The sequence below is a fragment of the Bacillus sp. 2175 genome (genome assembly GCF_057812155.1).
Genome location: NZ_CM173819.1, coordinates 179,720 through 205,128 on the forward strand (window position 1 = coordinate 179,720; position 25,409 = coordinate 205,128).

At 34.2% G+C, this 25,409-nt stretch carries 30 protein-coding genes and 1 riboswitch; of the genes, 15 read left to right on the top strand and 15 right to left on the bottom strand.

The window, feature by feature from the left end; translation table 11 throughout:
- Positions 1–122 precede the first annotated feature (122 nt).
- Entirely contained in the window at positions 123–626 is a 504-nt protein-coding gene (locus tag ACXKY9_RS01040) for a hypothetical protein (RefSeq protein ID WP_000756517.1), read from the top strand.
- A gap of 47 nt (positions 627–673) precedes the next feature.
- On the opposite strand, the gene ACXKY9_RS01045 is transcribed toward ACXKY9_RS01040, so the two are convergent.
- Entirely contained in the window at positions 674–1,141 is a 468-nt protein-coding gene (locus ACXKY9_RS01045) for a YusW family protein (protein WP_001221553.1), read from the bottom strand.
- Between the two features lie 172 nt (positions 1,142–1,313).
- Between ACXKY9_RS01045 and ACXKY9_RS01050 the strand changes: the two genes are divergently transcribed.
- Genes ACXKY9_RS01050 through ACXKY9_RS01060 form a run of 3 tightly spaced genes read left to right on the top strand, consistent with a single transcriptional unit; the run spans position 1,314 to position 2,770 of the window.
- Positions 1,314–2,213: a helix-turn-helix transcriptional regulator gene (locus ACXKY9_RS01050; protein WP_000544204.1), complete on the top strand. Its 900-nt coding sequence runs from the start codon at positions 1,314–1,316 to the stop codon at positions 2,211–2,213.
- Between the two features lie 18 nt (positions 2,214–2,231).
- Positions 2,232–2,423: a hypothetical protein gene (locus ACXKY9_RS01055; protein ID WP_000922533.1), complete on the top strand. Its 192-nt coding sequence runs from the start codon at positions 2,232–2,234 to the stop codon at positions 2,421–2,423.
- A complete protein-coding gene (locus ACXKY9_RS01060) occupies positions 2,420–2,770 on the top strand; it encodes an ABC-2 transporter permease (RefSeq protein ID WP_000156942.1) in 351 nt (116 codons plus the stop codon). Before ACXKY9_RS01055 ends, ACXKY9_RS01060 begins: the two co-directional genes overlap by 4 nt.
- A 40-nt stretch (positions 2,771–2,810) precedes the next feature.
- Here the strand turns inward: ACXKY9_RS01060 and ACXKY9_RS01065 are convergent, their stop codons facing one another.
- The 7 genes from ACXKY9_RS01065 to modA all read right to left on the bottom strand — a co-directional run bounded on the left by ACXKY9_RS01065 (position 2,811) and on the right by modA (position 11,449).
- Positions 2,811–4,451 carry a peptide ABC transporter substrate-binding protein gene (locus ACXKY9_RS01065; protein ID WP_000730943.1) on the bottom strand — a complete coding sequence of 547 codons (1,641 nt, stop codon included), beginning with the start codon at positions 4,449–4,451 and terminating at the stop codon, positions 2,811–2,813.
- A 405-nt stretch (positions 4,452–4,856) separates the two neighbouring features.
- A complete protein-coding gene (locus ACXKY9_RS01070) occupies positions 4,857–6,497 on the bottom strand; it encodes a peptide ABC transporter substrate-binding protein (protein WP_000726486.1) in 1,641 nt (546 codons plus the stop codon).
- A gap of 132 nt (positions 6,498–6,629) precedes the next feature.
- A riboswitch (SAM riboswitch) is annotated at positions 6,630–6,734 on the bottom strand.
- Positions 6,735–6,886: 152 nt separating this feature from the next.
- Entirely contained in the window at positions 6,887–7,720 is an 834-nt protein-coding gene (locus tag ACXKY9_RS01075; RefSeq protein ID WP_000604194.1) for an aldo/keto reductase, read from the bottom strand.
- A gap of 1 nt (position 7,721) precedes the next feature.
- Positions 7,722–8,525, bottom strand: coding sequence for a pyrroline-5-carboxylate reductase (gene proC / locus ACXKY9_RS01080; protein ID WP_000956278.1), 804 nt, complete (start codon positions 8,523–8,525; stop codon positions 7,722–7,724).
- 285 nt (positions 8,526–8,810) lie between these two features.
- The gene (locus tag ACXKY9_RS01085; RefSeq protein ID WP_000353544.1) at positions 8,811–9,662 is read right to left on the bottom strand and encodes a GRP family sugar transporter; all 852 of its coding nucleotides are present in this window, start codon (positions 9,660–9,662) and stop codon (positions 8,811–8,813) included.
- 300 nt (positions 9,663–9,962) lie between these two features.
- On the bottom strand, positions 9,963–10,637 hold the full coding sequence (modB, locus tag ACXKY9_RS01090; protein WP_000020526.1) for a molybdate ABC transporter permease subunit: 675 nt from the start codon (positions 10,635–10,637) through the stop codon (positions 9,963–9,965).
- 5 nt (positions 10,638–10,642) lie between these two features.
- Positions 10,643–11,449 carry a molybdate ABC transporter substrate-binding protein gene (gene modA, locus ACXKY9_RS01095; protein WP_001032229.1) on the bottom strand — a complete coding sequence of 269 codons (807 nt, stop codon included), beginning with the start codon at positions 11,447–11,449 and terminating at the stop codon, positions 10,643–10,645.
- 160 nt (positions 11,450–11,609) lie between these two features.
- Here modA and ACXKY9_RS01100 point away from each other — a divergent pair, with 160 nt between their 5' ends.
- Positions 11,610–12,530 carry a substrate-binding domain-containing protein gene (locus tag ACXKY9_RS01100; RefSeq protein WP_001987638.1) on the top strand — a complete coding sequence of 307 codons (921 nt, stop codon included), beginning with the start codon at positions 11,610–11,612 and terminating at the stop codon, positions 12,528–12,530.
- A 65-nt stretch (positions 12,531–12,595) separates the two neighbouring features.
- Here ACXKY9_RS01100 and ACXKY9_RS01105 read toward each other — a convergent pair whose 3' ends face one another.
- Complete coding sequence (locus ACXKY9_RS01105) at positions 12,596–12,697, bottom strand: DUF3948 family protein (RefSeq protein ID WP_001060022.1); 102 nt, start codon at positions 12,695–12,697, stop codon at positions 12,596–12,598.
- A gap of 254 nt (positions 12,698–12,951) precedes the next feature.
- On the bottom strand, positions 12,952–13,818 hold the full coding sequence (locus ACXKY9_RS01110) for a LysR family transcriptional regulator (RefSeq protein ID WP_000423040.1): 867 nt from the start codon (positions 13,816–13,818) through the stop codon (positions 12,952–12,954).
- Between the two features lie 127 nt (positions 13,819–13,945).
- Here ACXKY9_RS01110 and ACXKY9_RS01115 point away from each other — a divergent pair, with 127 nt between their 5' ends.
- Together ACXKY9_RS01115 and ACXKY9_RS01120 are read left to right on the top strand one after the other, a co-directional pair.
- Complete coding sequence (locus ACXKY9_RS01115) at positions 13,946–14,914, top strand: DMT family transporter (RefSeq protein ID WP_002100652.1); 969 nt, start codon at positions 13,946–13,948, stop codon at positions 14,912–14,914.
- Between the two features lie 21 nt (positions 14,915–14,935).
- On the top strand, positions 14,936–15,076 hold the full coding sequence (locus ACXKY9_RS01120; RefSeq protein ID WP_000894065.1) for a YrzO family protein: 141 nt from the start codon (positions 14,936–14,938) through the stop codon (positions 15,074–15,076).
- A gap of 60 nt (positions 15,077–15,136) precedes the next feature.
- Here ACXKY9_RS01120 and ACXKY9_RS01125 read toward each other — a convergent pair whose 3' ends face one another.
- Entirely contained in the window at positions 15,137–15,232 is a 96-nt protein-coding gene (locus tag ACXKY9_RS01125) for a DUF3948 family protein (protein ID WP_001060007.1), read from the bottom strand.
- A 337-nt stretch (positions 15,233–15,569) separates the two neighbouring features.
- Between ACXKY9_RS01125 and ACXKY9_RS01130 the strand changes: the two genes are divergently transcribed.
- Positions 15,570–16,175: a lysophospholipid acyltransferase family protein gene (locus ACXKY9_RS01130; protein WP_000277777.1), complete on the top strand. Its 606-nt coding sequence runs from the start codon at positions 15,570–15,572 to the stop codon at positions 16,173–16,175.
- A gap of 65 nt (positions 16,176–16,240) precedes the next feature.
- Here the strand turns inward: ACXKY9_RS01130 and ACXKY9_RS01135 are convergent, their stop codons facing one another.
- Positions 16,241–16,336: a DUF3948 family protein gene (locus ACXKY9_RS01135; protein ID WP_001060007.1), complete on the bottom strand. Its 96-nt coding sequence runs from the start codon at positions 16,334–16,336 to the stop codon at positions 16,241–16,243.
- 305 nt (positions 16,337–16,641) lie between these two features.
- On the opposite strand from ACXKY9_RS01135, the gene ACXKY9_RS01140 reads away from it, so the two are divergent.
- From ACXKY9_RS01140 to ACXKY9_RS01160, 5 genes are all read left to right on the top strand, one after another.
- On the top strand, positions 16,642–17,619 hold the full coding sequence (locus ACXKY9_RS01140; protein ID WP_001273899.1) for a LacI family DNA-binding transcriptional regulator: 978 nt from the start codon (positions 16,642–16,644) through the stop codon (positions 17,617–17,619).
- 160 nt (positions 17,620–17,779) lie between these two features.
- A complete protein-coding gene (locus ACXKY9_RS01145; protein WP_001004251.1) occupies positions 17,780–18,109 on the top strand; it encodes a PH domain-containing protein in 330 nt (109 codons plus the stop codon).
- 118 nt (positions 18,110–18,227) lie between these two features.
- Complete coding sequence (locus ACXKY9_RS01150; protein ID WP_000248040.1) at positions 18,228–19,064, top strand: YitT family protein; 837 nt, start codon at positions 18,228–18,230, stop codon at positions 19,062–19,064.
- A 138-nt stretch (positions 19,065–19,202) separates the two neighbouring features.
- On the top strand, positions 19,203–19,559 hold the full coding sequence (locus ACXKY9_RS01155; protein WP_000728422.1) for a YxeA family protein: 357 nt from the start codon (positions 19,203–19,205) through the stop codon (positions 19,557–19,559).
- A gap of 742 nt (positions 19,560–20,301) precedes the next feature.
- Positions 20,302–21,066: a TatD family hydrolase gene (locus tag ACXKY9_RS01160; RefSeq protein ID WP_000871065.1), complete on the top strand. Its 765-nt coding sequence runs from the start codon at positions 20,302–20,304 to the stop codon at positions 21,064–21,066.
- A gap of 116 nt (positions 21,067–21,182) precedes the next feature.
- Here the strand turns inward: ACXKY9_RS01160 and ACXKY9_RS01165 are convergent, their stop codons facing one another.
- Complete coding sequence (locus ACXKY9_RS01165; protein WP_000710604.1) at positions 21,183–22,832, bottom strand: DUF2334 domain-containing protein; 1,650 nt, start codon at positions 22,830–22,832, stop codon at positions 21,183–21,185.
- Positions 22,833–23,071: 239 nt separating this feature from the next.
- Here ACXKY9_RS01165 and ACXKY9_RS01170 point away from each other — a divergent pair, with 239 nt between their 5' ends.
- Complete coding sequence (locus ACXKY9_RS01170) at positions 23,072–23,602, top strand: transglycosylase SLT domain-containing protein (RefSeq protein ID WP_000713248.1); 531 nt, start codon at positions 23,072–23,074, stop codon at positions 23,600–23,602.
- Positions 23,603–23,769: 167 nt separating this feature from the next.
- Here ACXKY9_RS01170 and ACXKY9_RS01175 read toward each other — a convergent pair whose 3' ends face one another.
- Complete coding sequence (locus ACXKY9_RS01175) at positions 23,770–24,564, bottom strand: DUF4931 domain-containing protein (protein WP_002100655.1); 795 nt, start codon at positions 24,562–24,564, stop codon at positions 23,770–23,772.
- Positions 24,565–24,700: 136 nt separating this feature from the next.
- Positions 24,701–24,829 carry a hypothetical protein gene (locus ACXKY9_RS01180; protein WP_001998915.1) on the bottom strand — a complete coding sequence of 43 codons (129 nt, stop codon included), beginning with the start codon at positions 24,827–24,829 and terminating at the stop codon, positions 24,701–24,703.
- A 421-nt stretch (positions 24,830–25,250) separates the two neighbouring features.
- On the opposite strand from ACXKY9_RS01180, the gene ACXKY9_RS01185 reads away from it, so the two are divergent.
- On the top strand, positions 25,251–25,385 hold the full coding sequence (locus ACXKY9_RS01185) for an RAxF-45 family protein (RefSeq protein ID WP_000830643.1): 135 nt from the start codon (positions 25,251–25,253) through the stop codon (positions 25,383–25,385).
- Positions 25,386–25,409 lie beyond the last annotated feature (24 nt).

The window sequence follows — 25,409 nt, forward strand, 5'->3', positions numbered from 1 at the left end:
TTGGTATATATATATTACGGTGTCGTCTTAAGTGTAAAAAGTAGGATGTTCTCGGTATAATAACAAGTGGAGATAAAAGAAACTATAATGAGTAATAGTTGTAGATAAAAGGAGAAGAAGAGATGAAGAAGGTTTTGGGTATTGCCGTAATGGGAGGAATGCTCCTTCTAGCAGGGTGTAATGGAAATAAAGATACGAAAGAACCGAAAGAAAAGGTAGAGCAATCTACAGAACAAACAGAAGAGATGAAAGAATACCGTGCAGTACATGAAAAATACGATATGAAAATGAATAAAGAAATTAATAAAGCACTGCAGTTATTTGAAGTAGCAAAAGAAAAGGGCGGTAAGGAAATAACGACTGCTACATATAAAGAAGATGTGCAAAAGGTAACAACGAGCATGTTAGAAGATATTGATCATATACGTAAAGAAATTCGTGTTCCGAAGTCGAAAGAGCAAGAACATGAAGTATATGTTGGTTTCTTGAATGAATCGGAACAAGCGATGAAAAAATTACAGAAGTTAGCTAAAGAAGAAGATTCATCGTTGATTCGTGATATAGAAATTAATTTTGCAACAGCATCGACATACTATAAACGTTTTCAAGCAGAAACGAAAAAATAACCTTGCCTGTGCAAGGTTATTTTTTCTTCTTACTACCGCCTACTTCTTTATTTTATTTCTCTTTTGTATTCTTTTTTCGTTCCATCAGAGAAGACAACTTCTAAATCAAATTTTTGATAGTCTTTATCAAGTTTGAACACGTTCACTACTTGATCGATTACTTCTTGGTCAGCAGTATTTTTATCAAATTTTAATTCTTGTAAGAGTGGGCTTAATTTTGTGATAGCCTCGTCTCCTGTTAATTTTACATCTGCTTTATGATCTTCAATTTTTGCTTCCATTTTCTTATCAGCTGCTACATTTTTATAGTCTGCTTCGTAGTCTTTCTTTGTATCTTGGTAGTCTGCCTTTAAATCGAATTCATTGAAGTTTAGTTTTAAATCTGCAGGAGCCTCATTTTTTGCTTCTTCAGTCGTCTTTTTATTAGAAGTTGTGTCTTCTTTTGCAGGAGCTTTACATCCTGTTAATGCAGGTACTAGCATAAGAGCTAATAAAACTGATAGTAGAATTCTCATTATAAATTCCTCCTTATGTAAATTCGTTCTATACAAGTTTTTCCCAAAAACATGTAATTATGTATGTGTTGAAAATAAATTATTATTCTGTAGTTGCAAGGGCTAATCCGCAATTTAAATCAAAAAAGATTTGTATGTATATGGTAAATTGAAGTTGTGAGGAGGGGCTAAAATGCATGAAGAATATAAAGAGATAATAAAAAAATCAATTGAATATATAGAGAATCACTTACATGAGGAGCTTACAACAGAAAGAGTGGCATCTCACAGTGCAGTATCGATGTACCATTTTCATCGCATCTTTCAAAGATATGTTGGGATGAGTGTAACAGATTATATTCGAAAGAGAAGGTTAACTCATGCTGCGCAAGTTTTAGTGTCAACGGAGAGAGCTGTTATTGATATTGCAGTGCAATACGGTTTTTCCTCACAAGAGGCATTTACGAGAGCTTTTAAAAGAATGTTTCAATTGCCACCAAAGAAATATCGAAAGTACTTTCAGTCATTTTATATAGAAAGAGAGGGTGTTTCAATGCAAAAAGGTATACCGAAAGGATGGATCTTAAGTGGAAGTCATCCTGCTGAATATGAGATGGGTTTAGATTATGAAGTTGTCCATCAGGGGAAAGTATCTGCATACATAAAAGCAAAAGAGAATGTTACGCACGGAGGATTTTCAACATTAATGCAAATGTTCCGAGCGGATAAATATGTAGGAAAGAGATTACGTTTTACAGCATTTATTAAGAGTGAAAATGTAAGAGATTGGGCAGGATTGTGGATGCGAGTAGATGGAAAAGATACAGAATCGCTCGCTATGGATAATATGCAAAATCGCCCCATTAAAAATACGAATAACTGGCAATCGTACTCGGTTGTATTAGATATAAAAGAAGAAGCACTTGGTATTGCATTTGGTGTTTTATTATCAGGAGAAGGTTGTGTGTGGCTAGATAGTATTCGATTTGATGAAGTAGATGAAAAAATTCCTTCAACAGATTTGGCAGAGAACTTTTATGAAACACTTTTAGAAGAGCCGGTGAATCTACAATTTGAAGAAGTAGAAAAATAAAGAATAAGGAGAAAAGATATGCTCAAATATGTAAAACTAATAAGTATTTGTTTAGTAATATCGTCTTGTATTATGGGAGTTAATTATTTAGTTAGGTATCTTTGGTCAGGGCATATACCTTCTTTGACGTGGAGAACATATTTGATGTTTGTGTTTATATGTATAATGAGTTTTGGTTCAATGCAAAAAGAAGGAAAAGAGGATTATTGACAATAGTCTTCTTCGCCTTTCTTTCATTAACACAAATGGTTGTAACTGTTTTTGGAGATGCAGGTATGATTTTCAATATCATCTCACTATCGTTACAACTTGTAAGTTTGGGTGTAATTGTACCACATGAAATGCTTTCTAAAACATACCAAACAATCAGTGAATTATTTCCTGCAATATATGCAGGAAATGGCTATTATACAATAATATTTGGAGGAGTTAGTTTAGAAAGAAATATTATTTCATTATTAGTTATTGTATTGGTTATACAATTAGTAGCAGGTATGATTTTAGCTATAAAAGGAATGGCAAAGGGAAGAGGAAGCTCTGTAGTTAAAGTTGTATAAAAGTAAAAAGGTATCCTTCGTGGGATACCTTTTACTTTTGTTACTTTGCAACTTCTGTCCACTTGTAGTTAAATTCACCACCGAAGTCAGTTGTTACAAGTCCTTTAATGAAAGAGCGTTGTAAGTAAGAACGACCTTGTTGGTATAAAGGAGCGACAGCGCCGTCTTGTAATAGAATTTTTTCAGCTTGCTTCATTGCTTCAAAGCGTGCTTTTTCATCGCCAGCTAAATCTGTTTTCACTTTATGAATTAGCTCATCGTACTCTTTGTTAGAGTATTTATCGAAGTTATAAGCACTATCTGTTGTAAATAGATCTAAGAATGTAATTGGATCAGCGAAGTCAGGGCCCCAGCCGTCAATACCAATTTCATAGTCACCACTTAATAGTAGTTTTAGCTGTTGTTTACGTGGTTGTGGTTTTAAGTTCACTGTTAATCCGTCTAAGTTCTTTTCTAATTCACCTTTTAAATATTCACCAGTCTTTTTAGCTAAAGCATTGTCACTTGTTAATAGTTCGATTGTTACTTTGTCAGTACCAAGTTCTTGTTTTGCTTTTTTCCAGTTTTCTTTCGCTGTTTTCACATCATCCTTGACTAGATTTCCATTTTCTTTACGGAAGTCGTTGCCTTCTGGGCTCTTTGCGAATTTCGCAGGAACCATTCCTTCAGCTGGAACCGCGCCGTTATTTAAGATTGTTTCTACGTAAGCTTTTTTATTCATTGCGCCGTTAATAGCAAGGCGTGCATGTTGATTTTTTAATGTTTCATTTTTCTGATTTAGTCGTAAGAATTGAATGCCGACTTCAGCGCGTTCTTTGAAGTTTGGATCGCTCTTATATTTATCAACAAACTCTGCAGTTAAAGCAACACGATCAATTTGTCCTGAATCATATAAGTTCACTTCTGTAGACTTATCTTTAACGACATTGAAGTTGATTTCTTCTAGTTTTACAGTTTTAGCATCCCAATAGTTAAGGTTTTTCTTCAATTGGAAGCTTTGTTCATGTTTCCAGTTCTCTAATGTGAAAGCACCGTTGTAAATTAAATGAGTTGTTTCTAAACCATATTTATCGCCTTGAGACTTTAAGTACTCTTCATTAATTGGTAAGAATGTTGAGAATGTCGTTAAGCTTAAGAAGTAGGGAACAGGACGGTCTAGTTGTACTTCTAACGTTTTGTCATCAACAGCTTTGACCCCTAGTTGATCAATTGGCAATTGTTTTTGGTTTATTTGTTTCGCATTCTTTATATCGAAGAATAAGAATGCGTATTCAGCTGCTGTATCAGGATTTACGGCACGTTGCCAAGCGAAGGCAAAGTCCTTTGCTGTAACAGGAGTACCGTTTGACCATTTTGAATCACGCAGATGGAATGTATATTTTGTTTTATCGGGACTAATGTCAACCGACTCAGCGACACCAGGAACCGGTTTATTATCTTCTCCCATTGCATATAACCCTTCAAAAACATTGCGCATTACGTTCATGGATTCCCCATCCGTTGCTTTTGCAACATCCATTGTTGGAATTTCTGAAGCGAATGATAAGTTAATTGCCTGTTTATCAGGTGCTTTATCGTTTGCTTTCGCTCCGCTTGCATTATCCTTATTTCCCCCGCAAGCAGTTAGTAATAGACTTGCCCCTAAAACAGATGCAACAACAGGTATAACTTTTTTCTTCATTGTTCGTTCCTCCCTAAATGTGTTGTTCGTAACGTCATAATGTCCATGTCTTGAAGTAGTTATAGAAGGAGATAAAACCTATTATAAATATTTGTTTATAGGTAATCAGGTGTTCTATATGTATATACATGTTGATCTATAATCTATCGTTATATGTTTCAACGTAGTAGACATTATATTTTGATGGTGAAATATTTCGTTTCTTTGATTATTTAGAATATTAACACTGGAAAGAACTATATGTCAATAATAAAAATAGATTGTTAATTTCTTAGAATAATATATTGAAAAAGCGGATTCTCATGTGTGAGAGAACCTATTTTTAATATATTTTGCTAAAAAAACAATTGGTGTGGGCTAATAATAAGTGGGGATGAAGAAACCCCCACTTATTAAAGTTTCACTTTATTTTTCAATTTTTGCCCACTTGAAGTTTAATTGCCCTGCAAAGTCTACTTGCACAATTCCTTTCACATAAGAACGTTCTAAATAAGATTCGCCTTTTTGGTAAAGAGGAGCGATAACAGAGTCTTTAAATAATATTTTCTCGGATGCTAGTAATGCTTCCCAGCGAGCTTTTTCATCACCAGCTAAAGTTGTTTTCACTTTTGCTATTGTTTCATCGAATTCCTTATTAGAGTAATGATCTAAGTTATAAGGGTTATTCGTTGTAAATAGCTCAAGGAATGTAATTGGATCCGCAAAGTCAGGGCTCCAGCCATCAATTCCGATTTCGTAGTCACCTTTTAATAAAAGCGAAACTTGTTGCTTACGCGGTTGCGGTTTTATATTTACTGTTAATCCATCTAGATTCTTTTCTAGTTGTCCTTTTAAGAATTCACCAGTTTTCTTATCAAGGTCAGCATCACTCGTTAATAATTCTAATGTTATCTTTTCAGAACCAAGCTCTTGTTTAGCTTTTTTCCATAACTCTTGTGCAGATTTTGTATCAACTTTTGTTAAATCGCCATTTGCAGTACGGAAGTCTTTTCCTTCAGGTCCTTTTGCAAAGTTTTTTGGAACGAGACCAAATGTTGGTGTAGATCCATCATTTAATAACGTATTTACAAAGGATTTTCTATCAATTGTTTGATCAATTGCTTGGCGTGCAGAAACGTTTTGAAGCACTTTGTTTTGTTGATTCATACGTAAAAATTGTACGCCTACGTTTGGACGTTCTTTAAAGTTAGCATCCTTTTTATATTTATCGACGAAGTCAGATGTTAGTTTTATACGATCTAATTGTTTTGACTCGAATAAATTTACTTCTGTTGATTTTTCTTTTACGACGTTAAAATTGATTTCTTCTAGTTTGACAGTATCTTTATCCCAATAGGTAGGGTTTTTCTTGAATTTAAAGCTTTGTTCGTGCTTCCAATCGCTTAGTGTAAAAGCTCCGTTGTACAAGATTGTATTATCTTCTAAAGTGTACTTATCACCTTGTGCTTTAAAGAATTCCTCGTTAATTGGTAGAAATGTTGGGAACGCTGTTAAGCTAATAAAATACGGAACAGGACGCTCCAATTCTACCTCAAACGTATGGTCATCAACTGCTTTTACACCAAGTTGGTCGGCTGGAAGTTCTTTGTTGTTAATTTTTGTTGCGTTTTTAATATCAAAGAATAGAAATGCATATTCAGAGGCTGTTGCTGGATCTACGGCTCTTTGCCAAGCGAACACAAAATCTTTAGCTGTAACAGGAGTGCCGTTTGACCATTTTGAATCTCGCAATTGGAATGTGTATTTCGTTTTATCGCCACTTACTTCATGAGATTTTGCAACACCAGGAACAGGTTTGTTACCTTCACCAAGATTATACAAACCTTCAAATACGTTTCTCATTACTTGACCAGAATCAGTATCTGTAGCACGAGCCGTATCCATTGTTCGTATTTCAGTAGGTGAAGATAAGTTTAAAACCTGTTTACTAGGTGCCTCGTCTTTTGCATTTGCTCCGCTTGCTTCGTTTTTATAACTACCGCAACCAGTTAATAAAATACTTACTCCTACAACTGATGCAATACCGGGTACAAACTTCTTTTTCATTTGATTTTCCTCCTAAATAATTAAGTTTGGATGATGATGAGGGAAATGAAAAATAAAAAATCCCTCTTTTCATATTGAGAAAGAGGGATTTTTACGTACAAGTTATGCACCCGTATATAAACGAAGTCCCTCATTCTATCTTTCAAGCATAAAGCTTGCAGGAAGTGGCACAGTATTCAAAATGAACCTGTTGCCGAGGTTTCAAAGGGCCAGTCCCTCCACCTCTCTTGATACAATGAGTAAACGAATAAATTTTATTAATTTTTGTGTTTCTTTGATAATTCAAAATCTTACACCTTGAATAATGAAGTGTCAACTAAATGAAATATAGTTTAAATTTTCAGTTTTATTAAACGAAAAAACCACTGCATAGGGCAGTGGTTTTTCTACTAGAAGTTAAAGTTATCTGGATCTGGACCAACGCGACGATCTTCATTTAAAGCTTGAATTGCTTTCATATCATCAGCACTTAATTCAAAGTCGAAGATGTTTGCATTTTCAATAATGCGATGTTCTTTAATTGATTTGGGAATTGTTACAACTTCGTTTTGTAAATCCCAGCGTAAAATAATTTGCGCAGTTGATTTATTATATTTTGTCGCAATTTCTTGTAACGTTGGATTATCTAGTAGTTGTCCTTGCATTAATGGTGACCAAGCTTCAAGCTGAATATTATGTTCTTTACAGAATGCATGTAACTCTTCTTGTGCTAAATGTGGGTGGTATTCCACTTGGTTGACCATTGGCTTAATTTCAGCAATTTCAAATACGTCTTGTAAGTGGTGAATGTGGAAATTACTCACACCGATAGCGCGAACACGGCCATCTTTATAAAGTTTTTCTAATGCTTTCCATGATTCGGTATATTTCCCTTTTACAGGCCAATGTACTAAATATAAATCTAAATATTCTAGACCTAATTTCTCTAATGTAGTTTCAAATGCTTGAAGTGTTGTTTCATATCCTTGATCGCTATTCCATACTTTTGAGGTAATAAATAATTCTTCGCGTGAAACACCGGATTCACGAATCGCTTGTCCAACACCTTCTTCATTTTGATAGATTGCTGCAGTATCGATGCTGCGGTAGCCATTTTTAATTGCTGCTTTTACAGAATCAATTACTTCTGAACCATCTTCTACTTTAAAAACACCTAAACCAAACCAAGGCATTTTTACACCGTTATGTAATGTTGTATAGTCTTTTAAACTTGTTAAAATCATATTATTTCCCCCTAGCTTTTTTGTTTGTTGCTTCTACTGCTTTTTGAATTGCCTCTGAAAAATTATATTCGTATAAAGTTTTGAGACCCTCAGCTGTGGAACCACCTGGCGTTGTTACTTGTTCGCGGAGGTTAGCTGGATTTTGCGTTTGTTCGAGCATAGAAGCAGAGCCAGAAATCATTTGAATGACAAGATGTTTTGCGGTTTCTTCATCGACTCCATAACTTTTTGTTGTTTCAATTAAGCTTTCAGCAAAGTAATAAAGGAAGGCTGGTGCACTTCCAGTAACTGCAGTAAGCTGATGAACTTCTTCCTCAGTACAAAGTTGCGAAGTACCAATACCTTTTAAAAGCAGTTGCAGGGTTTCTTGATGCATCTCATTTACTGATTGTCCCATTGTATATAAGGAGATAGATTTTCCAATTTCAGCAGCTGTATTAGGCATAATCCAAGCAACAGGCGTGCCCTTTGGGAGTCTAGCTTCTAAATAAGATGGTCCAATGCCAGCTGCGACTGTTACGACTAGTTGATTTGATATTAACGGAGATAGCTCAGCTAATAACTCTTCATGAGCAGAAGGTGGCATTGCTAAAACAACCGTATCAACAGATGTAACATGCTGTTTCCAATCTGTTGCAGTAGACACATTATATCGATGTTGTAACTGTTTTAGCTTTTCTACGTTGCTTCGATTAGAGACGATAATTTCTTCGATGTACTCTTTGCTTGTTTTAAGTAATCCGGAAAATATAGCTTCTGCCATACGACCGGCACCAATAAATAAAATTCGATGTTTAGTTAGCATATTCTTTATTCCTTTCTAGTAGAGATATGTTATAAAAACGATATCATCTTTAAGAGAATGTTGTAAAAAGAAAAGACTTACCGTAGATGGAATGGATAATGAGAAGGCGGAAATTCATGCTAATATTAACTGTTATTAATCTCTTTATATGTGTAGCTGGTTTGCTAGAGTGGAAGAGCAATTATAAGGGGCAAGAACATACAAATAATTATATCTAGAAAATAATTAGAATTGAAAAACCCCTGAAGCATATATGCTTCAGGGGTTTACTAATAGAATATAAGATTATGCTTTTGTCATACCAAGTAATACAGCGCCGCCGATAATTAAAACACTACCTAGTGCAATAAAGATCAATTGACGTTTTGTTTTCTTTTCACCTAAGAAGACAATCGCACCAAATGTTGAGATAACGATTCCAGTTTGAGATAATGGGAAGCTTGTTGCTACTCCAACACGTGGTAATGAAAGAAGTAAGAATAAGTTTCCAGTTCCCCATAGTAAACCAGACAAAGCATTACGGATTGCATATTTGTTAAATGGTTTATGTTTAGACGTCAGTACAACCGCACCAACAAACATACCAACTGCTTGTGGTAAAATAGCAGACCAACCATCAATATTATACCAACGAATAATAATTACATATACAAGATAGCCGAAAGTAGAAACAATTAAAGTAAGAAGTCCTTTTTTCAATTGTCCAGGTGGCTGAGCATTTTCTTTATCATCTAATGATGTGAATACAACACCAACTACAATTAATAGGATTGCAATCGTTCCCAGAATGATCGTTGTAGTAGTAGTCCACTCACGGAAAGCGATAACCCCAAAGATAGAAGTTGCAACAAGTTGCATACCAGTAGAAATCGTTACAGTAGTTGAAACACCTAGTTTTTCAACTGTTTTTAATTGGTTTACTTGTCCTAAAGCCCAGAATAAACCTGAAATAAAACCAACAATTAAGATTGTCATTGTTAAAGCTGGTTGAGTAAATACATACATAATTGTTGCGAAGAATAGAGCACCGATTGTCATACCTACCGTTTGGCTATATGCACCACCGCCCATTTTTACGCTTACTAATAAGATGTTTCCCCATGCAATTGCAGGAAGAAGCGCTAATAAAATGTCCATTACAAGACTCCCTTCGGTTTGCTATACCAATATAGTTACATATCGTTCTAACGATCGGTAATGCCCCACTAATAGAGTAGAAGATTACCGATCGCTAAAACAGGATGAAGAATTCACAATATAAATGCGTTTTCATTTCTTCATTTTTTGAAACACCTCCATATAATAACAGGAAATTGCCTATTTTAGAAAGTGAATTCAAATAAAATGTATATTTAAATAAGAGGTAAAATTCAGTTATTTCCCATTGGTATATTTTATTTCCTAAGAAATAAAGAAGCAGCTTCGACAAAAGCTGCTTTAAGAGTTAGTGATTCTTTTATTAATAAGTTGAATACATAGTAGAAATACGAGTGACATACCGATAGTAATAACTACAAGTGTCCAGGCGAGTTGCATATTACTTGCATCAATAGCCATGTAAATTGCAGTTGGGATTGTCTGTGTTTTACCAGGAATGTTCCCGGCAAACATGAGTGTAGCACCAAACTCACCGAGCGCGCGGACAAAGCTCAAAATCATCCCGCTTAGTAAGGCAGGAAATGCGAGTGGAAGTGTAACGTGCAGAAAAACTTGATATTCACTTGCGCCAAGGTCACGAGCACTTTCTTCAATTTGTACATTTGCGATAGAAAATCCCGTTTTCGCTGATTGGTACATAAGCGGAAATGCAACAACTGTAGAAGCGATAATCGCAGCAGTAGATGTGAACATAATAGACTGCTGAAATAATGATTCAACCCACTTTCCGATCGGGCTGTTGTTTCCAAAGATGATAATGAGAAAGAAGCCGATAACAGTTGGTGGAAGTACCATTGGTAATAAAAATATGGTTTCTAATAGTACTTTATATCGCCATGAGGAGCGAGCTAGTGCTCGCCCGACAATTGTCCCTAAAATTGTAACGAGAATAGTGGCGCACGCAGCTACTCTTAAAGATAGAAAGACAGGCGATAAAATAGCATCAATGCTCATAGTAATTACGACAGAACTGTAAATCCATATTTCTTAAAGATAGATTGTGCATCTTTTGACTGCAAATACTCATAAAATGAAGTCGCCTCTTTCTTATGTTTAGATTCCTTTATAACACCTAAAGGATAGTGGATTGGCTCATGAGAAGTAGCTGCTGCTGTCTCACCAATCTTTACTTTATCCGAAATGAGAGCATCTGTTTTGTATACGATGCCAGCATCGACATTCCCTGTTTCTACATATGTTAACACTTGGCGAACATCTTTTGTAAATACGACTTTATTTTGAACATCATTCCAAAGGTTTTCGTGTGTTAGAGAAGCCTTTGCATATTTGCCAGCAGGTACAGATTCAGGTGTACCAAGTGCAATTTTTTTGATTTTCTCATCTTTTAAATCTTGAAATTTTGTAAGTGAACTATCTTTAGGGATGACTAGAACTAGTTCATTTCCAAGAAGATTTTTCCCTTCTTTTTCACTAATGAATCCTTTTTTTACAAGGGTTTGGAATTTATCTTCTGCTGCAGAGAAGAATAAATCAGCAGGTGCACCTTGTTCAATTTGTTGTTGAAGTGCTCCAGAAGCACCGAAGTTAAAAGAAAGTTTGATATTTGGCTCTTTTTCTTTATATTGTTTTTCGATTTCTTTTAATGCATCTTGTAAGCTTGCAGCAGCTGAGATAGTCAGTTCAACTGTTTTATCCTCTTTAGCAGCTGACTTTGTATGCTTTTCCCCACTTGTACAAGCAGCACTAAATATAAGAAGGAAAGAAAGTATAAGTGCCCCGATGGAACGTAATGTAAATTTATTCATAAAAAAATCCCCTTTCGTTTTGATACATCTAATTATAACTAATTATATCTAAATATAACTAGTTATAATTGAATGTAATTTGAACATATATCTATTTTTAAAAAATAGGAGAAATATTCTTTTCTTTGTTACAATGAAAGGAGAAAGTGAGGAATCGTCTATGGATCATCATTCCTACACAACGGAAGAAGTAGCAAAGCGATTAAAAGTATCAAAATTAACTGTATACGACTTAATTAAAAAAGGAGAACTTCCTTCTTATAGAGTTGGTAGACAGATGCGCATTGATGCAACAGATTTAGATCAATATATAAAACAAATGAAAACAGGAAAGGTACAAGTTACTCCTGTAAAAAACGATGGTAGTAGTATCTTGAACACGTGTATTATTAGTGGTCAAGAACTAACGTTAGATATGTTAGCTAAACGTATAGAAAATCGTTTGCCAAGTTCTAATGTTTTAAGGGCGTATCAAGGTAGCTTAACGAGTTTAGTGAAAATGTATCAAGGAGAAGGAAGTATCGTTAGTTTGCATTTGTTTGATGGTGAAACTGGTACATATAATGTTCCTTACGTAAAACGCATTTTAGTAGGACAGCCATGCATTATGATTAATTTATTGTCCAGAAATGTAGGATTTTATGTCCGAAAAGGAAATCCGAAGAGAATAAAGGCATGGGCTGACATATCCGGGTCCACTATAAAGTTTGTGAATCGAGAAAAGGGTTCTGGTATTAGAGTGTTAGTCGATGAACAATTACGAATCCAAAAATTAAATAAAGCTGATATTAGTGGATATGAATGGGAAGAATCGAATCATCTTGGTGTTGCCACGCAAGTTGCAAATGGAAAAGCTGATGTAGGAGTAGGTTCAGAAAAGTTTTCGCAAATTGTAAATGTGGACTTTATTCCAATCATGAAAGAACAGTATGATTTAGTAATTTTGAAGAATAAAGAAAATGAAGAGTTGATTGAAGTTGTGAAAGACATTCTGCAATCGGAAGAATTTCATAATGAATTAAATGCGATTGGCGGATATGATATTACGAAAACAGGTCAAATTGTATATGAAACAAACTAAAAAGCTGCTTGTCTATAAGACGAGCAGCTTTTTCTATATATAAAGGGGGTTGGGGAAACAAAGTGTTAAACAAGACCTTGAGCAAGTGTATAAATAAAAGCCGTAAGAAGAGTGGCTCCACTTGCAAGTACGATAAAGTCTGATTTGTTGAAAGTAATGTTGTTCATTATAAACTCTCCTTATTTGTTTAATGTAGTTGCAACAGCTTTTGCATCGACAAGTGCGGATAGCACCATGCCCATTGTATTTAAAAATTTATTTGATTTCATATTGTTCATCATGCGTATCCGCTCCTTTTCGAATTGTTGTTGCCCTGCTTATGTCTTAATTATAGGAAATATGGCTACTTGCAACTATTGAATTAGCTTACGAAAGACTTACACTTTTGTAAGAAAAAAAGACATTCATGTAAGAATGTCTTTCACAGCATATTGATATGATGATGGTCTTCAATTGTTTTTAAAAAACTACGCATTGAATTCGTCATATAGCTATCTTTACGGCGTATGAAAACCGTTGAAATACTGCCGTATTTTTCAGGGATTGCATGACAATGTACCTTACCTGCTTTAGAAAGATGATGGACAGCAGACTGTGGTACGAGTGTAATTCCGAGGCCGAGTGCAACGCTGTTTAATATTGTCTCTAATATATTGAATTCCATAATTCTTTTTGGTAGCAAACCTTCATCTTTAAGCCAACGTTCTAGTTTGGAGCGGTATCCACATCCTTGGTTAAAAACGAGTAGAGGAGTTGTTGTAAATTCTTCTATATGAAAGGCTTTATTTTGTGTTATAAGCATTAATTTCTCTGTACTAACATCGTATTGTTCGATTAGTGGATGTTTAATAGGACCTGATATAAAGGCGCCATCCAATTGATGATCAAGTACTTCTCTAATTAATTCTTCTGTTAGACCCGCTTGTAATGATAAATCGACATTTGGATAGCTTTTATAGTAAGAAGATAAAATGGTAGGCAGTGTACTTACTGTTTCGACTGTACCGATTTTCAATATACCGGAGGGTGTTTCGCTATCTAAAAATACTTGTTTTAGTTCGTCGACATCTTGCAAAATTTTACTAACATAAACGAGCATTTTTCTTCCTTCAGCTGTTAAAGTCATTCCTCGTTTATGGCGGTAAAAGAGTGGGGTTTTTAATTCGTTTTCTAGTTGTTTAATACGTGTAGTTACATTTGATTGTACATAATTTAATTCCTTTGCTGCGCTACTTACACTACCCTGATCGGCAACGCTTTTAAAGATTTGTAAGTCTCGTAATTCCATTTTGTAATCCCCCTTGATGTTAACTATCATTATAAATGATAGTTAACATCATTTTGAATCATTTTACGTGATATATTTTTTCTTTTACAATTCTCTTTGTGCAAATAGAAAGAAACGGGGGATTGCGGTGAGAAGAGGTCAAATGATAATAGGGGCTGTAGCGTGTTTAATTGCGAGTATGTCATGGGGAGCGATGTTTCCAGTTGCTGATCATGCGCTAGAATACATAGATCCATTTTATTTTTCGCTTATTCGCTATGGAGCAGTGGCGATAATGCTGATTGTATTGTTGTTAGTGAAAGAAGGAAAACAGGCATTTCGTTTAGAGGGAAGAGGAAAGTTACTCGTCTTTTTTGGAACGATGGCATTTACAGTATATAATGTCCTCATATTTTTAGGGCAAATGTTGATGGGTAAGTCGGGTGTAATGGTAGCTTCCATTATGGAAGCACTTATGCCGATGATTTCTATTTGTATTTTATGGGGATATAAGCATATAAAACCGAAGAAGTATATGATAACGAGTATGGTTATTGCTTTTGTAGGAGCTGTGTTTGTTATTACAAAAGGTGACATGAGTTTCTTTGTAACATTGAAAGATAATATGTTCCCATTAGCATTTATATTTATTGGTGTTATAGGCTGGGTTATTTATACGATGGGTGGTCAAACGTGTAGTGATTGGTCAACATTACGTTATTCTACGTTGACGTGTGTATTCGGTACGACTGTTACAGGAATTATAACGGTAATTATTACGTGGCTTGGATATGTTTCAGTTCCTAGTATGGGAACGATTTCTATTGTAAAATATGATTTGTTATTTATGATGACATTGCCAGGTATTGTAGCGCTACTTGCTTGGAACTACGGTGTGAAAATTTTATCATCCATTAATGGGATTTTATTTATTAATTTTGTACCAATTACGACTTTAGCTATTATGATGATGCAAGGGTATCAAATCACAATGTTTGATATTATAGGGACTGTACTTGTTATTGCAGCACTTATTCGCAATAACGTTTGCCAGAGAAAAGAAGAAAATATAAATAATAGAGTTTTACAAGAAGAACAATTACGTCAAGCTGTTTAATAGGCAAATGGAGGATTTCACATGTTAGAAAGTTTATTGTTTTTCTTCGCCGTCGGAGTTGCCTGTGAGCTTGCAGCAATTAATCGAAATGGTCGTAAAAAGATAAAACAACAAGCTGAGCTGATACAGCTTTTAAAAGAGTTGAAAGAAAGAAAAAATTAAAAAGACGACCGGGCATAGACGGTCGTCTTTTTCTATATAAAGGGGAAAGGGGACACAAAGTTATACAAGCGTAGCAGCGTAAATAAAAGCAGTAAGAAGAAGAGAGCCGCTAGCTAATCCTAAAAAGTCTAATTTGTTAAAAGTGATGTTATTCATAATACATTCTCCTTACTTGTTTAATGTAGAAGCAACAGCTTTTGCATCGAAAAGAGCCGATAATACCATGCCCATTGTATGTAAGAAATTGTTCGTTTTCATTTTGTTCATCATATTAATCGACTCCTTTTCGAATAATTGTTGCCCTGTTTCTGACTTAATTGTATGAAATATAGTAAGAAGTAACTATCGAATTAGCTTACAAGAAAATTACACTTTTGTAAGAATTGAAATTTAACAATTCATACTTATTTTTATTACCAACTCCTAAAACTTAGTGTTATAATTGTTGTAAGAATATGATTATACTTCGGATGTTTAGAAAGGAACGAAATAAATGTATAAACCAATTACATTTTTGTTGAAATATATATTTAAAACAGCTGGGAAAGTAGAAGTGCAAGGAAGAGAAAAGCTACCAGAAGGTGGTCCGTATGTTGTTGCGTGTACACATACAAGTTTTATGGATGTATTAATGTTAGCTACAGGGATGTACCCAACTCAAATTCATTACATGGCAAAAAAAGAATTATTTGAAGGGAAATTCAAAAATTGGTTCTTTAAAAATGTAAATGCATTCCCTGTAGATCGCGCGAATCCGGGACCGAGTACACTTAAAATTCCATCACGTTTATTAAAAGAAGGAAAGGTAGTAGGGATTTTTCCGAGTGGAACGAGATCAGCGGAAGATGTTTCATTAAAAGCGGGTGCTGTGACAATTGCGATGCGTTCTAATGTACCTTTAGTGCCGGCAGCTTATGTTGGTCCATCAAGTGTAAAAGAATTAATAAAGGGGAAAAAGGCAAAATTGATTTTTGGAGATCCGATTCAAATTGAGGCTGGAGAACAAATAGATCGAAAAACCGCTATGAAAATGATGACAGATCAATTAAATGAGAAGTTTGAGGAGTTAAAAGAAGCTTTGCAATCAAATCAAAAATAAGAAAAGACGACCGGGCATAGACGGTCGTCTTTTCTATTACTATTTATAATAAAGGGGACACAAAGTTATACAAGCGTAGCGGCGTAAATAAAAGCAGTAAGAAGAAGCGAGCCACTAGCTAGTCCTAAAAAATCTAATTTGTTAAAAGTGATGTTATTCATAATATATTCTCCTTACTTGTTTAATGTAGAAGCAACAGCTTTTGCGTCGATAAGAGCGGAAAATACCATGCCCATTGTATGTAAGAAATTGTTCGTTTTCATTTTGTTCATCATATTAATCCGCTCCTTTTCGAATAGTTGTTACCTTGTTTCTGACTTAATTGTATGAAATGTTGCGGAAAGTCACTATCGAATTAGCTTACAGAAAAATTACACTTTTGTAAGAGAAACAAATGAAGGTGTAATGATAAGAAGATTTGACATATGTTCATGAGATTCATTAACTTAAAGATAGAGGTGAGTGCATGGCTAATATTAAAGATATCGCAAAGATGGCGGGAGTTTCAGTTACGACTGTTTCGAGAGTGTTGAATGATCACCCATATGTAAGTGAAGAAAAAAGGAAAGCGGTTATAGAGATAGTTGAGAAATTGAATTACTCGCAAAACGCAAATGCTGTTCATTTATCAAAAGGAAAGACGAATATTGTTGGTGTGATTTTACCGTATATTAATCATCCGTGTTTTGATGCGATGGTGAGCGGAATGATGGAGATTGCGTTAACTCATAATTACAGAGTGTTACTTTGCCAAACGAATTATAATAAAAAAGAAGAAATGAAAAGTTTACATATGTTAAAAACAAAACAATTGGATGGTCTTATTATTTGTTCACGTGCAAATGATTGGGAAACGATAGAACCGTATGCTTCTTACGGCACAATAATTGCTTGTGAAGATAATGATATTTCAAACATCTCAAGTGTATATACGAATCATTCAGCGGCCTTTCAATTAGGAATGGATTATTTGATTGAGAAAGGTTATAAAAAAATTGGCTATTGTACGGGAAGAAAATTAGGGCCGAGTAGTCAAAAGCGTTTTGATGTTTATAAACAGCAATTGCAATCTATAGATGAAGAGGTTAACGAAGAATGGATTTTTACAGAATGTTTTACACTAGAAGATGGTGTAAAAGTGGCTCATAAGTTAAAAGAGATGCAGGATCTTCCTGGAGCATTAATAGTAGCAGGTGATGAAGTTGCGATTGGGGTTATGACAGAGGTTGAAAAATTAGGGATTCAAGTTCCTGAGGATTTAGCGATTATTGGCTTTGATAATCAACCTATCTCGCAAGTGTTACAATTGACAACTATTGATCAAAATTTAAAGGAGATAGGGAAAACTGCTTTTGAAATGTTGCATAGAAAAGTGAATGACGAGAGTTCTAAACAAGAAAAGCTGGAAATTCCATACGAACTTGTGGAACGCTCTACAGTTTAATCTTAATCCGTTATGTGTATAATCGCATAACGGATTATTTTTTTGAAATATCTTTGACAGGAAACGCGTTTCATACTTTATAAAGGAGTTAAACCGGTCTGTAATATCCATGGATTCTTTTCAAGTGTTAAAGCAGTGAATAGAATTTGGAGGAATATGCATGAATGAACTTTTATCGAGTATGAAAAAGTATGTAGATGATGATGAAAAGATTTTAGTTTTTGTGGTAGGGATCTTTGAGAAGGATAATTTCATGTTATGTTATCAACATGGAATTTTTGTTGCCACTACTAGACGCCTCCTGTTTTACGGGAAATTTCCTTACTATCCTTCAACATTTAAAGAGTACTCATATGTGCATATAGATAGCATAGATTTTCATCCGTACTTTGAGTTTACTTGTAATCATGAAACCATTCGCGCTAAGTATATTCAGAAAGGGAATGTGGAGCAATTTGTCCGTGCAGTTAGAGCAAATATGAATAATTAATCAACCCTCTGTTTAAACATAATATTTCAATTTTTAAGAGGGAAAATGCGGAATAAAAACCACTTCTAAACCTCTAGGAGATAGTGATACAATGTCAAATGGGGGGAGGGTATGAACTATGGTTAATCAACGTATAAAGGAAATAACACTAATTACAATTGGTTCATTATTATTCGCAATTGGTATTAATTACTTTGCAATTCCAAACCGTTTATCGGAAGGTGGAATTATTGGTTTAACGGTTGTTACGTACTACTTATTTGATTGGTCACCAGGGATTGTGAATTTTGCTATAAATGCAATTTTACTAGCTATTGGTTATAAATTTTTTGATAAGAAAACAATGATTTATACAATTTTAGGGATTGTAGAAACATCTTTGTTTTTATACGTTACAGAACATATTGAGTATCATGTAAATAGTGATACATTATTAGCAGCTTTATTTGCTGGTTTATTTGTGGGTATTGGATTAGGCTGTATGTTCAAAGCCGGAGGTACATCGGGAGGGTCAGCAATCTTAGCTCGGTTAGCAAATCAATATTTAGGTTGGAGCGTAGGTAAAGGCGTACTAATTATTGATATTGTTGTAATTGCTGGTTCTGTATTTATAATAGGGCAAGAAAAGGCAATGTATACACTTGTAGCTGTGTTCATCGGAGCGAAGGTGATTGATTTCATTGTAGAAGGAATGGATACAAAAACGGCTGTTACGATTATTTCGAATCAACCAGATTTAATTCGTGAAGCTATTACGAAAAATATGACACGCGGTGTTACTGTATTAGAAGGGCGCGGCGGATATACTGGTAAAAATAAAGAAGTTTTATATGTTGTTATTAATAAACAAGAGCTTGTTAAGTTAAAACAAGTTATTAGCCGGGTAGATGAAGATGCTTTCGTTGTTATACATGATGTACGTGATGTACTTGGCGGTGGCTTTAAAGCAAGCTAAAAGGTGAACGAGTAAATTCGTTCACCTTTTTTAATTCTTACAAAAATGTAAGTGTAATGTAATGAGATTCAATAGTAGATTTTATTCCCCCTTTTTAAAATGGATGTATATATATCCTGCAGAGGAGGAATGTTTATTATGAAGAAAAAAATGATCACTACTATAATAGCGATGATAGTGATAGTAGTAATGTTACTGCCTACGAAACTTGGACCGGTTATCGATAAATATAATCCATTTTATAAGACGAAAGAATACTATACGGTTGTGAATACAATTGGTCAGCATATTGGTGATGAGTGGTATGAATATGAATTTATTGCATTCGATGAACGTGGTAGAGAGCAGAAAATAAAGAAAACGGTTAAGCATATGTTAAAGAGAGATGAAGCATTAAAGGTTTTTGCAAAAGGACGTTACGGTGAATCGATTGAAGAGATTGAGGTTGCAAATATTCCTATAAATGCGAAGAGTAAACTTTTAACGATGAGATAGTAAAATATACCCCCAGCTATTTTTTGTCGAAAATAAAAATACCAGGTAAGGGTATTTTAGGAGTTAATAAAAAAGCCTTAGTCCATATAGACTAAGGCTTTTTTATTATATAAAGGGGAAGGGGGTACATTGTAGTAGCATGGTTGAAAGGTATAAGAAGAGTAGCTACTAGCAATGCAATTTGGTTATTTGAGTGTTCTTCTTATTTGGCTTACTTTCTAACTTTATTGTACGAAATATAAGTAAGGGAAACTATCGAATTACATTACACATAGCTTACAAACATGTAAGTCTTCTGTAATGTAATTCGATGGTTAAAAGATAGTGAATTTTATATAGTGTAATTAGAAAGTCTCACTGTATTACTTTCCGTTTGTAATATAAATGAAGAATGAAAACCAACTACTTTTTAATAGCCCTCATCTGTATGTAGATGAGGCTCTTTTTATAAACCTTACAATATTGTAAGGTTTACGTAAGTTAATTCGATAGTAAATTTGTCATATTTTTTGCATAATAGATACAGATAGAAAAATAATTAGGGATCTAGTAAGAAGGGAGAAAAATGGGATGCGTAAAGAAGAAGTAGTGAAGTTACCAATTAAAGATTTCTGTAGCTACTTTACTGTTGCCGTAGTGTGTATTGGATTATTTGATATCATAACAAACTTAATTGTTAAATAATATAGATGCTAAAACAAGAAAGGAAGTCCTTTCTTGTTTTTTTTATGGGGGCATAAAGATGAAATGGATTGATAGTCATATACATGTTGATCAATATAAGGATGAAGAGAAGAACAGATTACTGAAAGAGGTGGAAAATAGTAATGAAATAAAGGGGCTTATTGCTGTATCTATGAATTATCAATCTTGTAAGGAAACGTTATCTTTAGCGAAGAAGTATCCCTTTATATATCCAGCGATAGGGTTTCATCCAGAGCAACAGATTCATAAAGAAGAGTGTGAACAGATTTATAAACTTATTGAACAGAACGCAGAGGAAATTGTTGCGATTGGTGAAGTAGGTTTGCCCTATTATTTGAGGAAAGAAGATGAAAGCATTGCTGTAGATCCATACATAGCTGTATTGAAAAAATTTATAGAACTAGCTAGTAAGTATAATTTGCCGATTGTATTACACGCAGTTTATGAAGATGCTGACACTGTATGTGATTTGCTAGAGAAATATAAAGTTTCACGTGCACATTTCCATTGGTTTAAAGGAAGTGATGAAACAATGAAACGGATGATGAAGAATGGTTATTATATTTCGATTACACCGGATGTTTTACATAAGGAGAAGATTAGAAAAATTGTTTCGTATTATCCGCTTGAATATATGATGGTAGAAACAGATGGACCGTGGGAATTTCAAGACGATGTTATGACGCACCCGAGAATGATTCGAGATGTATTAAAGGAAATTAGTGTTATAAAAAACATATCTGTTGATCAGGTTGCAGAAACAATATATGAAAATACAAGTCGATTTTATTTGAAAGGATAGGAGAATTATAGTTTTAATCATGTAACGGAAAAAGTGAAAATTGAATGTATTTAATAAAATGCCACGGTTTGATATATGACAAAAAACCACCAAGCGTTCCGCTCGGTGGTTTTGTATTAGGATTCTAATTTCTTCGCACGTTTTAATAATAAAAGAAAGACAATGATAACGAACCCCAGTATAAGGAAGAAGCCATATTGCTTTATATAATCAATTATGTCATTCGCACTGGTTGGTTTTTCAACGTGAATGCCGTCTTTATTCGTCGTAATATGAATATCTTTCATTTTTACTTCATTCTTTTCCTTTTGTAAATCAATCCACTCTATATTTGGAATACTTTCTAGATCCTTTAATACTTCTTTTAATGGTTTCACACCTAAGTAAGGATGATAAAATGCCCCAATAATCCCATCGGATAATTTAGAAACAGATAGAGCACGTTCTTTCATTTTAGCAATAGTTTGTGGCGTATCTTCTTCAATAAATCCGACTGTTTCAGGCAATAGTTTCATTCCATGTAAAAATGACGGAGTACTTGTATAATATGGTGAGTGCATGGATTTCCAAGTTGTATCATTTAACTGTAGTTGTCCTACATAAGTTGAAAAGTACCTTGATAATATTTCATATCCTTTTTGAGACATCGTGTAATGAGGTGCTTCAAAGGCAACAGGATATAGTTTAGCATCTACAAGTTCTTGAATTCCTTTTTCAATATGATCTTTCGTATATTTCCCCTCGAATTCTTCCCCTTTTTTTACATATTGGTTATATGCCTCTATATTTGGAAAGTCATCTTTTGTCTTCGGTTTTTCATGCTTCGGTTGGCGAATTGGTTGATCTGTTTTGACATCCCAAAATTCAAAGCCCTCACCTGTTTCACTGTCATAAAATTGGTGAGTATAACCATGCATAATAATTGCTGCACCATCATCTTGCATAGAGCGTAAAAGATCAACTAGTTCTGGTTTATCTTTTAAATGTATTATCTTTCCTGTATCTGGATCTTTATATACCGGAATAACAGTAATCATGTAAGGCATCTTTTTCTCTTTTAGTAATTCAGCAATTTCTTTCAATTGATTTATATCTGCTGCTGGGTGAACATCCTCAAGACGTAAATAAGCTTCAACTTTATTTTTCGTTGGTTTTTGGCTGAAATAAGAAAATAACATTTCACCGACGTAATGAGACATCCAGTCAAAGAGGTTAGGTGTTGCAACATAATAAGATATTTCATGCTGAACGATTAGTGGGTTAGTGTTATTTGAGCTTAAAGCGTTAGCAAGCACAGTTCCATTCGTATCAAATGATTGAATTAATCGTTCCTCTTCTAAGGTATTTTTTAGCTTCTTTTCTGGATATTCAATTTTATTAACTCGTATATCGTCACTCTTCAATGTAATGAAAGAAAAACGCTTAGATAATTGTTCAACATTTTGTCCTAATACTAATACAGGACCGGAGAAGTTTTCTAGAAATTGTTTCGTTTCATCAGAAAACGCTTCTTTTGTTTCACCGATATAAACAATATGTGTATAGGAGGATACGTTATTAATTGAAGTTGCTTCTTTTAAGTTTTTTAGGGTTATATCATTTGTAAAATGTCCTAATTGAGTATTAAGGATTTGGACATTATTTGAAACTTTATCGTCTTGTGTACTATACAAAACAAGTACTTTTGGTTTTGATGATGTTTGTGCAGAGGTGTAGGTAGGGATGAGTAGTAAAATGCTGAACAAGAGTGTTAGGCATTTTTTCATTTTGTACGCTCCTATTCTATATATAGAGTTCAGTTTACAATTATATACAAAAAATGCGTTATAGTCTATGAAAGTTACATTTTTTCACATATTTACCAGCTGTTTTTTCACAAAATCGGTCTAAAGCATGATGATAATACGTATAGTTATTTGCTATGATAAAAGAGTAATAGAATGTAGGTAATTGTAAAGGGAAGGCTGAAAGGGGACAAATTTCAGCGGAGAAAGAGGTAGAGGTAGTGAAGAAATTCTTTGTAGGATTTTTAGTTGTTCTTGGAGTATATTTATATTTCCAAGGAAAGTCTGAAGGAATGGATAAGCTAGTGAATGGAACAAGCTATGTTGATTCAGAAGAAGCAAAACAGATGAAACAAATCATTATAGAGGAAGCGAAGAAAGTAAATCTTCCAGAATGGATACCTCTTGCAATTGCCGAGCATGAAAGTCGATTAAATCCAAGAAGTGTTGGAGATAATGGAACTTCATTCGGATTGTTTCAACTACACCGCGGCGGCGGGCTTGCACCAGAACATTTAACTGATGATGAGCTGAAAGATCCACGTACAAATGCGCAAATTGCAATGCCGCATTTAATGAAAGGATATAAGCGTGGGGTGCAAAAAGGTTTGACTGATTTTGCATTACTGAAATATATAGCGAATACATCTGGATGGCCAGGGAATTTAGGGCCAGAGTGGACGGATAATAACATGAAGTATAACATCGGACTAGAAGATGTGTACTATCGAAATAAAGGTGTAATAAAGTGAAACTTTAATCAGTGGGGGAGTCTGTTCATCCCCCGCTGATTATTAGTCTTCACCAATCGGGCTTTTACGAGCAGTTAATCTTCCGCCTAAATTCTAGCGTTTTCCGGATTTTGAGGTGGAAGTTTTACTGCTCGTTAATGCGGGGTCAAAGAGTAGGTTTTCTATACCTACTCTGTTTTTTTATGAATAATTTCATCCTTTTCTTTCGTGAAATACTGCGTGAGTTGTATTTTCACCTCTTCTAGTTTTGTAGAAACTTGCGGTATTTTATATCCTACATACAATGGTGAAACGACAAATCTAGGTACAACTTTACAAATGATTTTTCCATTTAAGTAATAAAAGAATAAGTTATAACTACTGCATCCTTTATGGAAATCTATCAGTATGTAACGTACAGTTTGCTGAATGTAATTTGCCATTTCATCTATATATGAAATATTATCAATGATTATATTGAATTCAGTGAAGCCAATAATGGGACGCTCTGAAATATTAAGCTCAATGCGTTCATTTTTTTGAACAATTACCCCTTGAAAATTTTCTTCTTCAATATTTTCAAGATAATCTACATATTTCATTCCGATAATTTGCATGTGTGCATGATGCAAACTTCCACCTGAAAATGGACCGTGATTTTTGTATAAAATTACAGATGCAAATTCTGCGTTCTTCTGTAAGTGTAACCAATGTTGAATAGAAAATTGCATTAATTTTCGCATATGTTCTTCTGTATATGTTGCGATATGATCTTCGCAATTATCCGTTTCAATCAGCACCGTTTGAAATGTATCTTGTAATGTAGGAAATTTATTTTTTAACCAAATAATAGAACCATCAGTTGCTAAAATATCCGTTAAATGTTCTTTATCGCAAAATGGACATGCAGCGCTTCTATTCCGAATACTTTCTGGTTTTTGTTTACCGATATCGTTTAAAAAATATAGTTGTTGTGTATCCATTTGTATATATGCCCCTTTAAAATATGTGTAAAAATCCCGCTTAATACATTCGGGAAAAGGAGAAGGAAATCCTCTAAAGACAATATGGAAAAAATAAAAGACAAGATATCCTCATTACGATAGGGTACCTTGTCTTTTATTTTTTCTCTAATAGTGTGTATGGATAATATAGAACATTTTCATTATTTTTCTTTTTTCTATTTTTTATTGTGTATAAAGTAATTGCTGTGCTTGCAATTATAATAATGGCTTTCTTCATATTCATATACCCCTTTTTATTGTTGGTTTAATTCTTGGCTAACTGCTTTTGCATCGACTAAAGCGTGTAAAATCATTTTCACCATGTTCATCATATTTCTTCACTCCTTTTTATAGTTCATTTAGTTCTTTTACAACTGCTTGTCCGTTCACTAATACCTCAAAGATTGCTTTTACGATTTCTTTCATCATGTTTGTTTCCTCCTTGTGTTTGTCTCTCTTGTTTTACATCTTTATTGTATAGGGAGGCATCTTTTCGTACTATCGCTTTCCATTACGTGAACATAACAGTTTTGTAAGATTTGATGTCACTTATTGAAATGTTTAGTCTATCTTCATTATTTTCAGAAAAATGACTATTCAAACATGAAATTGGAAAGTATAATAAAGAAGTAAGTATTAAATTCCGTACGAAAGGGGTGAATGAGATGAAACGTTCTTTAGCTGCGCGTGCCAAATTTTTAGATTTTATCTATTTTTGTCGTGCGATTTTTCATGATGTAGTTGTTAACGGGATACGTATGCCCTTTTTTAACAATTGCATAGTGACTATTGAACGATAGAAATCTCTTCACCCATTTTTAATA

Excerpts from the sequence above, each read along its gene's own strand:
- ACXKY9_RS01185 (WP_000830643.1), top strand. The coding sequence starts at position 25,251 with ATGAAACGTTCTTTAGCTGCGCGTGCCAAATTTTTAGATTTTATCTAT.
- ACXKY9_RS01125 (WP_001060007.1), bottom strand. The coding sequence starts at position 15,232 with ATGAATAACATCACTTTTAACAAATTAGACTTTTTAGGATTAGCTAGC.
- ACXKY9_RS01055 (WP_000922533.1), top strand. The coding sequence starts at position 2,232 with ATGCTCAAATATGTAAAACTAATAAGTATTTGTTTAGTAATATCGTCT.
- ACXKY9_RS01075 (WP_000604194.1), bottom strand. The coding sequence starts at position 7,720 with ATGATTTTAACAAGTTTAAAAGACTATACAACATTACATAACGGTGTA.
- ACXKY9_RS01150 (WP_000248040.1), top strand. The coding sequence starts at position 18,228 with ATGGTTAATCAACGTATAAAGGAAATAACACTAATTACAATTGGTTCA.
- ACXKY9_RS01045 (WP_001221553.1), bottom strand. The coding sequence starts at position 1,141 with ATGAGAATTCTACTATCAGTTTTATTAGCTCTTATGCTAGTACCTGCA.
- ACXKY9_RS01180 (WP_001998915.1), bottom strand. The coding sequence starts at position 24,829 with ATGAATATGAAGAAAGCCATTATTATAATTGCAAGCACAGCAATTACT.
- ACXKY9_RS01110 (WP_000423040.1), bottom strand. The coding sequence starts at position 13,818 with ATGGAATTACGAGACTTACAAATCTTTAAAAGCGTTGCCGATCAGGGT.
- ACXKY9_RS01165 (WP_000710604.1), bottom strand. The coding sequence starts at position 22,832 with ATGAAAAAATGCCTAACACTCTTGTTCAGCATTTTACTACTCATCCCT.
- ACXKY9_RS01050 (WP_000544204.1), top strand. The coding sequence starts at position 1,314 with ATGCATGAAGAATATAAAGAGATAATAAAAAAATCAATTGAATATATA.
- ACXKY9_RS01175 (WP_002100655.1), bottom strand. The coding sequence starts at position 24,564 with ATGGATACACAACAACTATATTTTTTAAACGATATCGGTAAACAAAAA.
- ACXKY9_RS01130 (WP_000277777.1), top strand. The coding sequence starts at position 15,570 with ATGTATAAACCAATTACATTTTTGTTGAAATATATATTTAAAACAGCT.
- ACXKY9_RS01100 (WP_001987638.1), top strand. The coding sequence starts at position 11,610 with ATGGATCATCATTCCTACACAACGGAAGAAGTAGCAAAGCGATTAAAA.
- ACXKY9_RS01145 (WP_001004251.1), top strand. The coding sequence starts at position 17,780 with ATGAATGAACTTTTATCGAGTATGAAAAAGTATGTAGATGATGATGAA.
- ACXKY9_RS01105 (WP_001060022.1), bottom strand. The coding sequence starts at position 12,697 with ATGAACAACATTACTTTCAACAAATCAGACTTTATCGTACTTGCAAGT.
- ACXKY9_RS01160 (WP_000871065.1), top strand. The coding sequence starts at position 20,302 with ATGAAATGGATTGATAGTCATATACATGTTGATCAATATAAGGATGAA.
- ACXKY9_RS01085 (WP_000353544.1), bottom strand. The coding sequence starts at position 9,662 with ATGGACATTTTATTAGCGCTTCTTCCTGCAATTGCATGGGGAAACATC.
- ACXKY9_RS01065 (WP_000730943.1), bottom strand. The coding sequence starts at position 4,451 with ATGAAGAAAAAAGTTATACCTGTTGTTGCATCTGTTTTAGGGGCAAGT.
- proC (WP_000956278.1), bottom strand. The coding sequence starts at position 8,525 with ATGCTAACTAAACATCGAATTTTATTTATTGGTGCCGGTCGTATGGCA.
- ACXKY9_RS01155 (WP_000728422.1), top strand. The coding sequence starts at position 19,203 with ATGAAGAAAAAAATGATCACTACTATAATAGCGATGATAGTGATAGTA.
- modA (WP_001032229.1), bottom strand. The coding sequence starts at position 11,449 with ATGAATAAATTTACATTACGTTCCATCGGGGCACTTATACTTTCTTTC.
- ACXKY9_RS01120 (WP_000894065.1), top strand. The coding sequence starts at position 14,936 with ATGTTAGAAAGTTTATTGTTTTTCTTCGCCGTCGGAGTTGCCTGTGAG.
- ACXKY9_RS01135 (WP_001060007.1), bottom strand. The coding sequence starts at position 16,336 with ATGAATAACATCACTTTTAACAAATTAGATTTTTTAGGACTAGCTAGT.
- modB (WP_000020526.1), bottom strand. The coding sequence starts at position 10,637 with ATGAGCATTGATGCTATTTTATCGCCTGTCTTTCTATCTTTAAGAGTA.
- ACXKY9_RS01140 (WP_001273899.1), top strand. The coding sequence starts at position 16,642 with ATGGCTAATATTAAAGATATCGCAAAGATGGCGGGAGTTTCAGTTACG.
- ACXKY9_RS01040 (WP_000756517.1), top strand. The coding sequence starts at position 123 with ATGAAGAAGGTTTTGGGTATTGCCGTAATGGGAGGAATGCTCCTTCTA.
- ACXKY9_RS01070 (WP_000726486.1), bottom strand. The coding sequence starts at position 6,497 with ATGAAAAAGAAGTTTGTACCCGGTATTGCATCAGTTGTAGGAGTAAGT.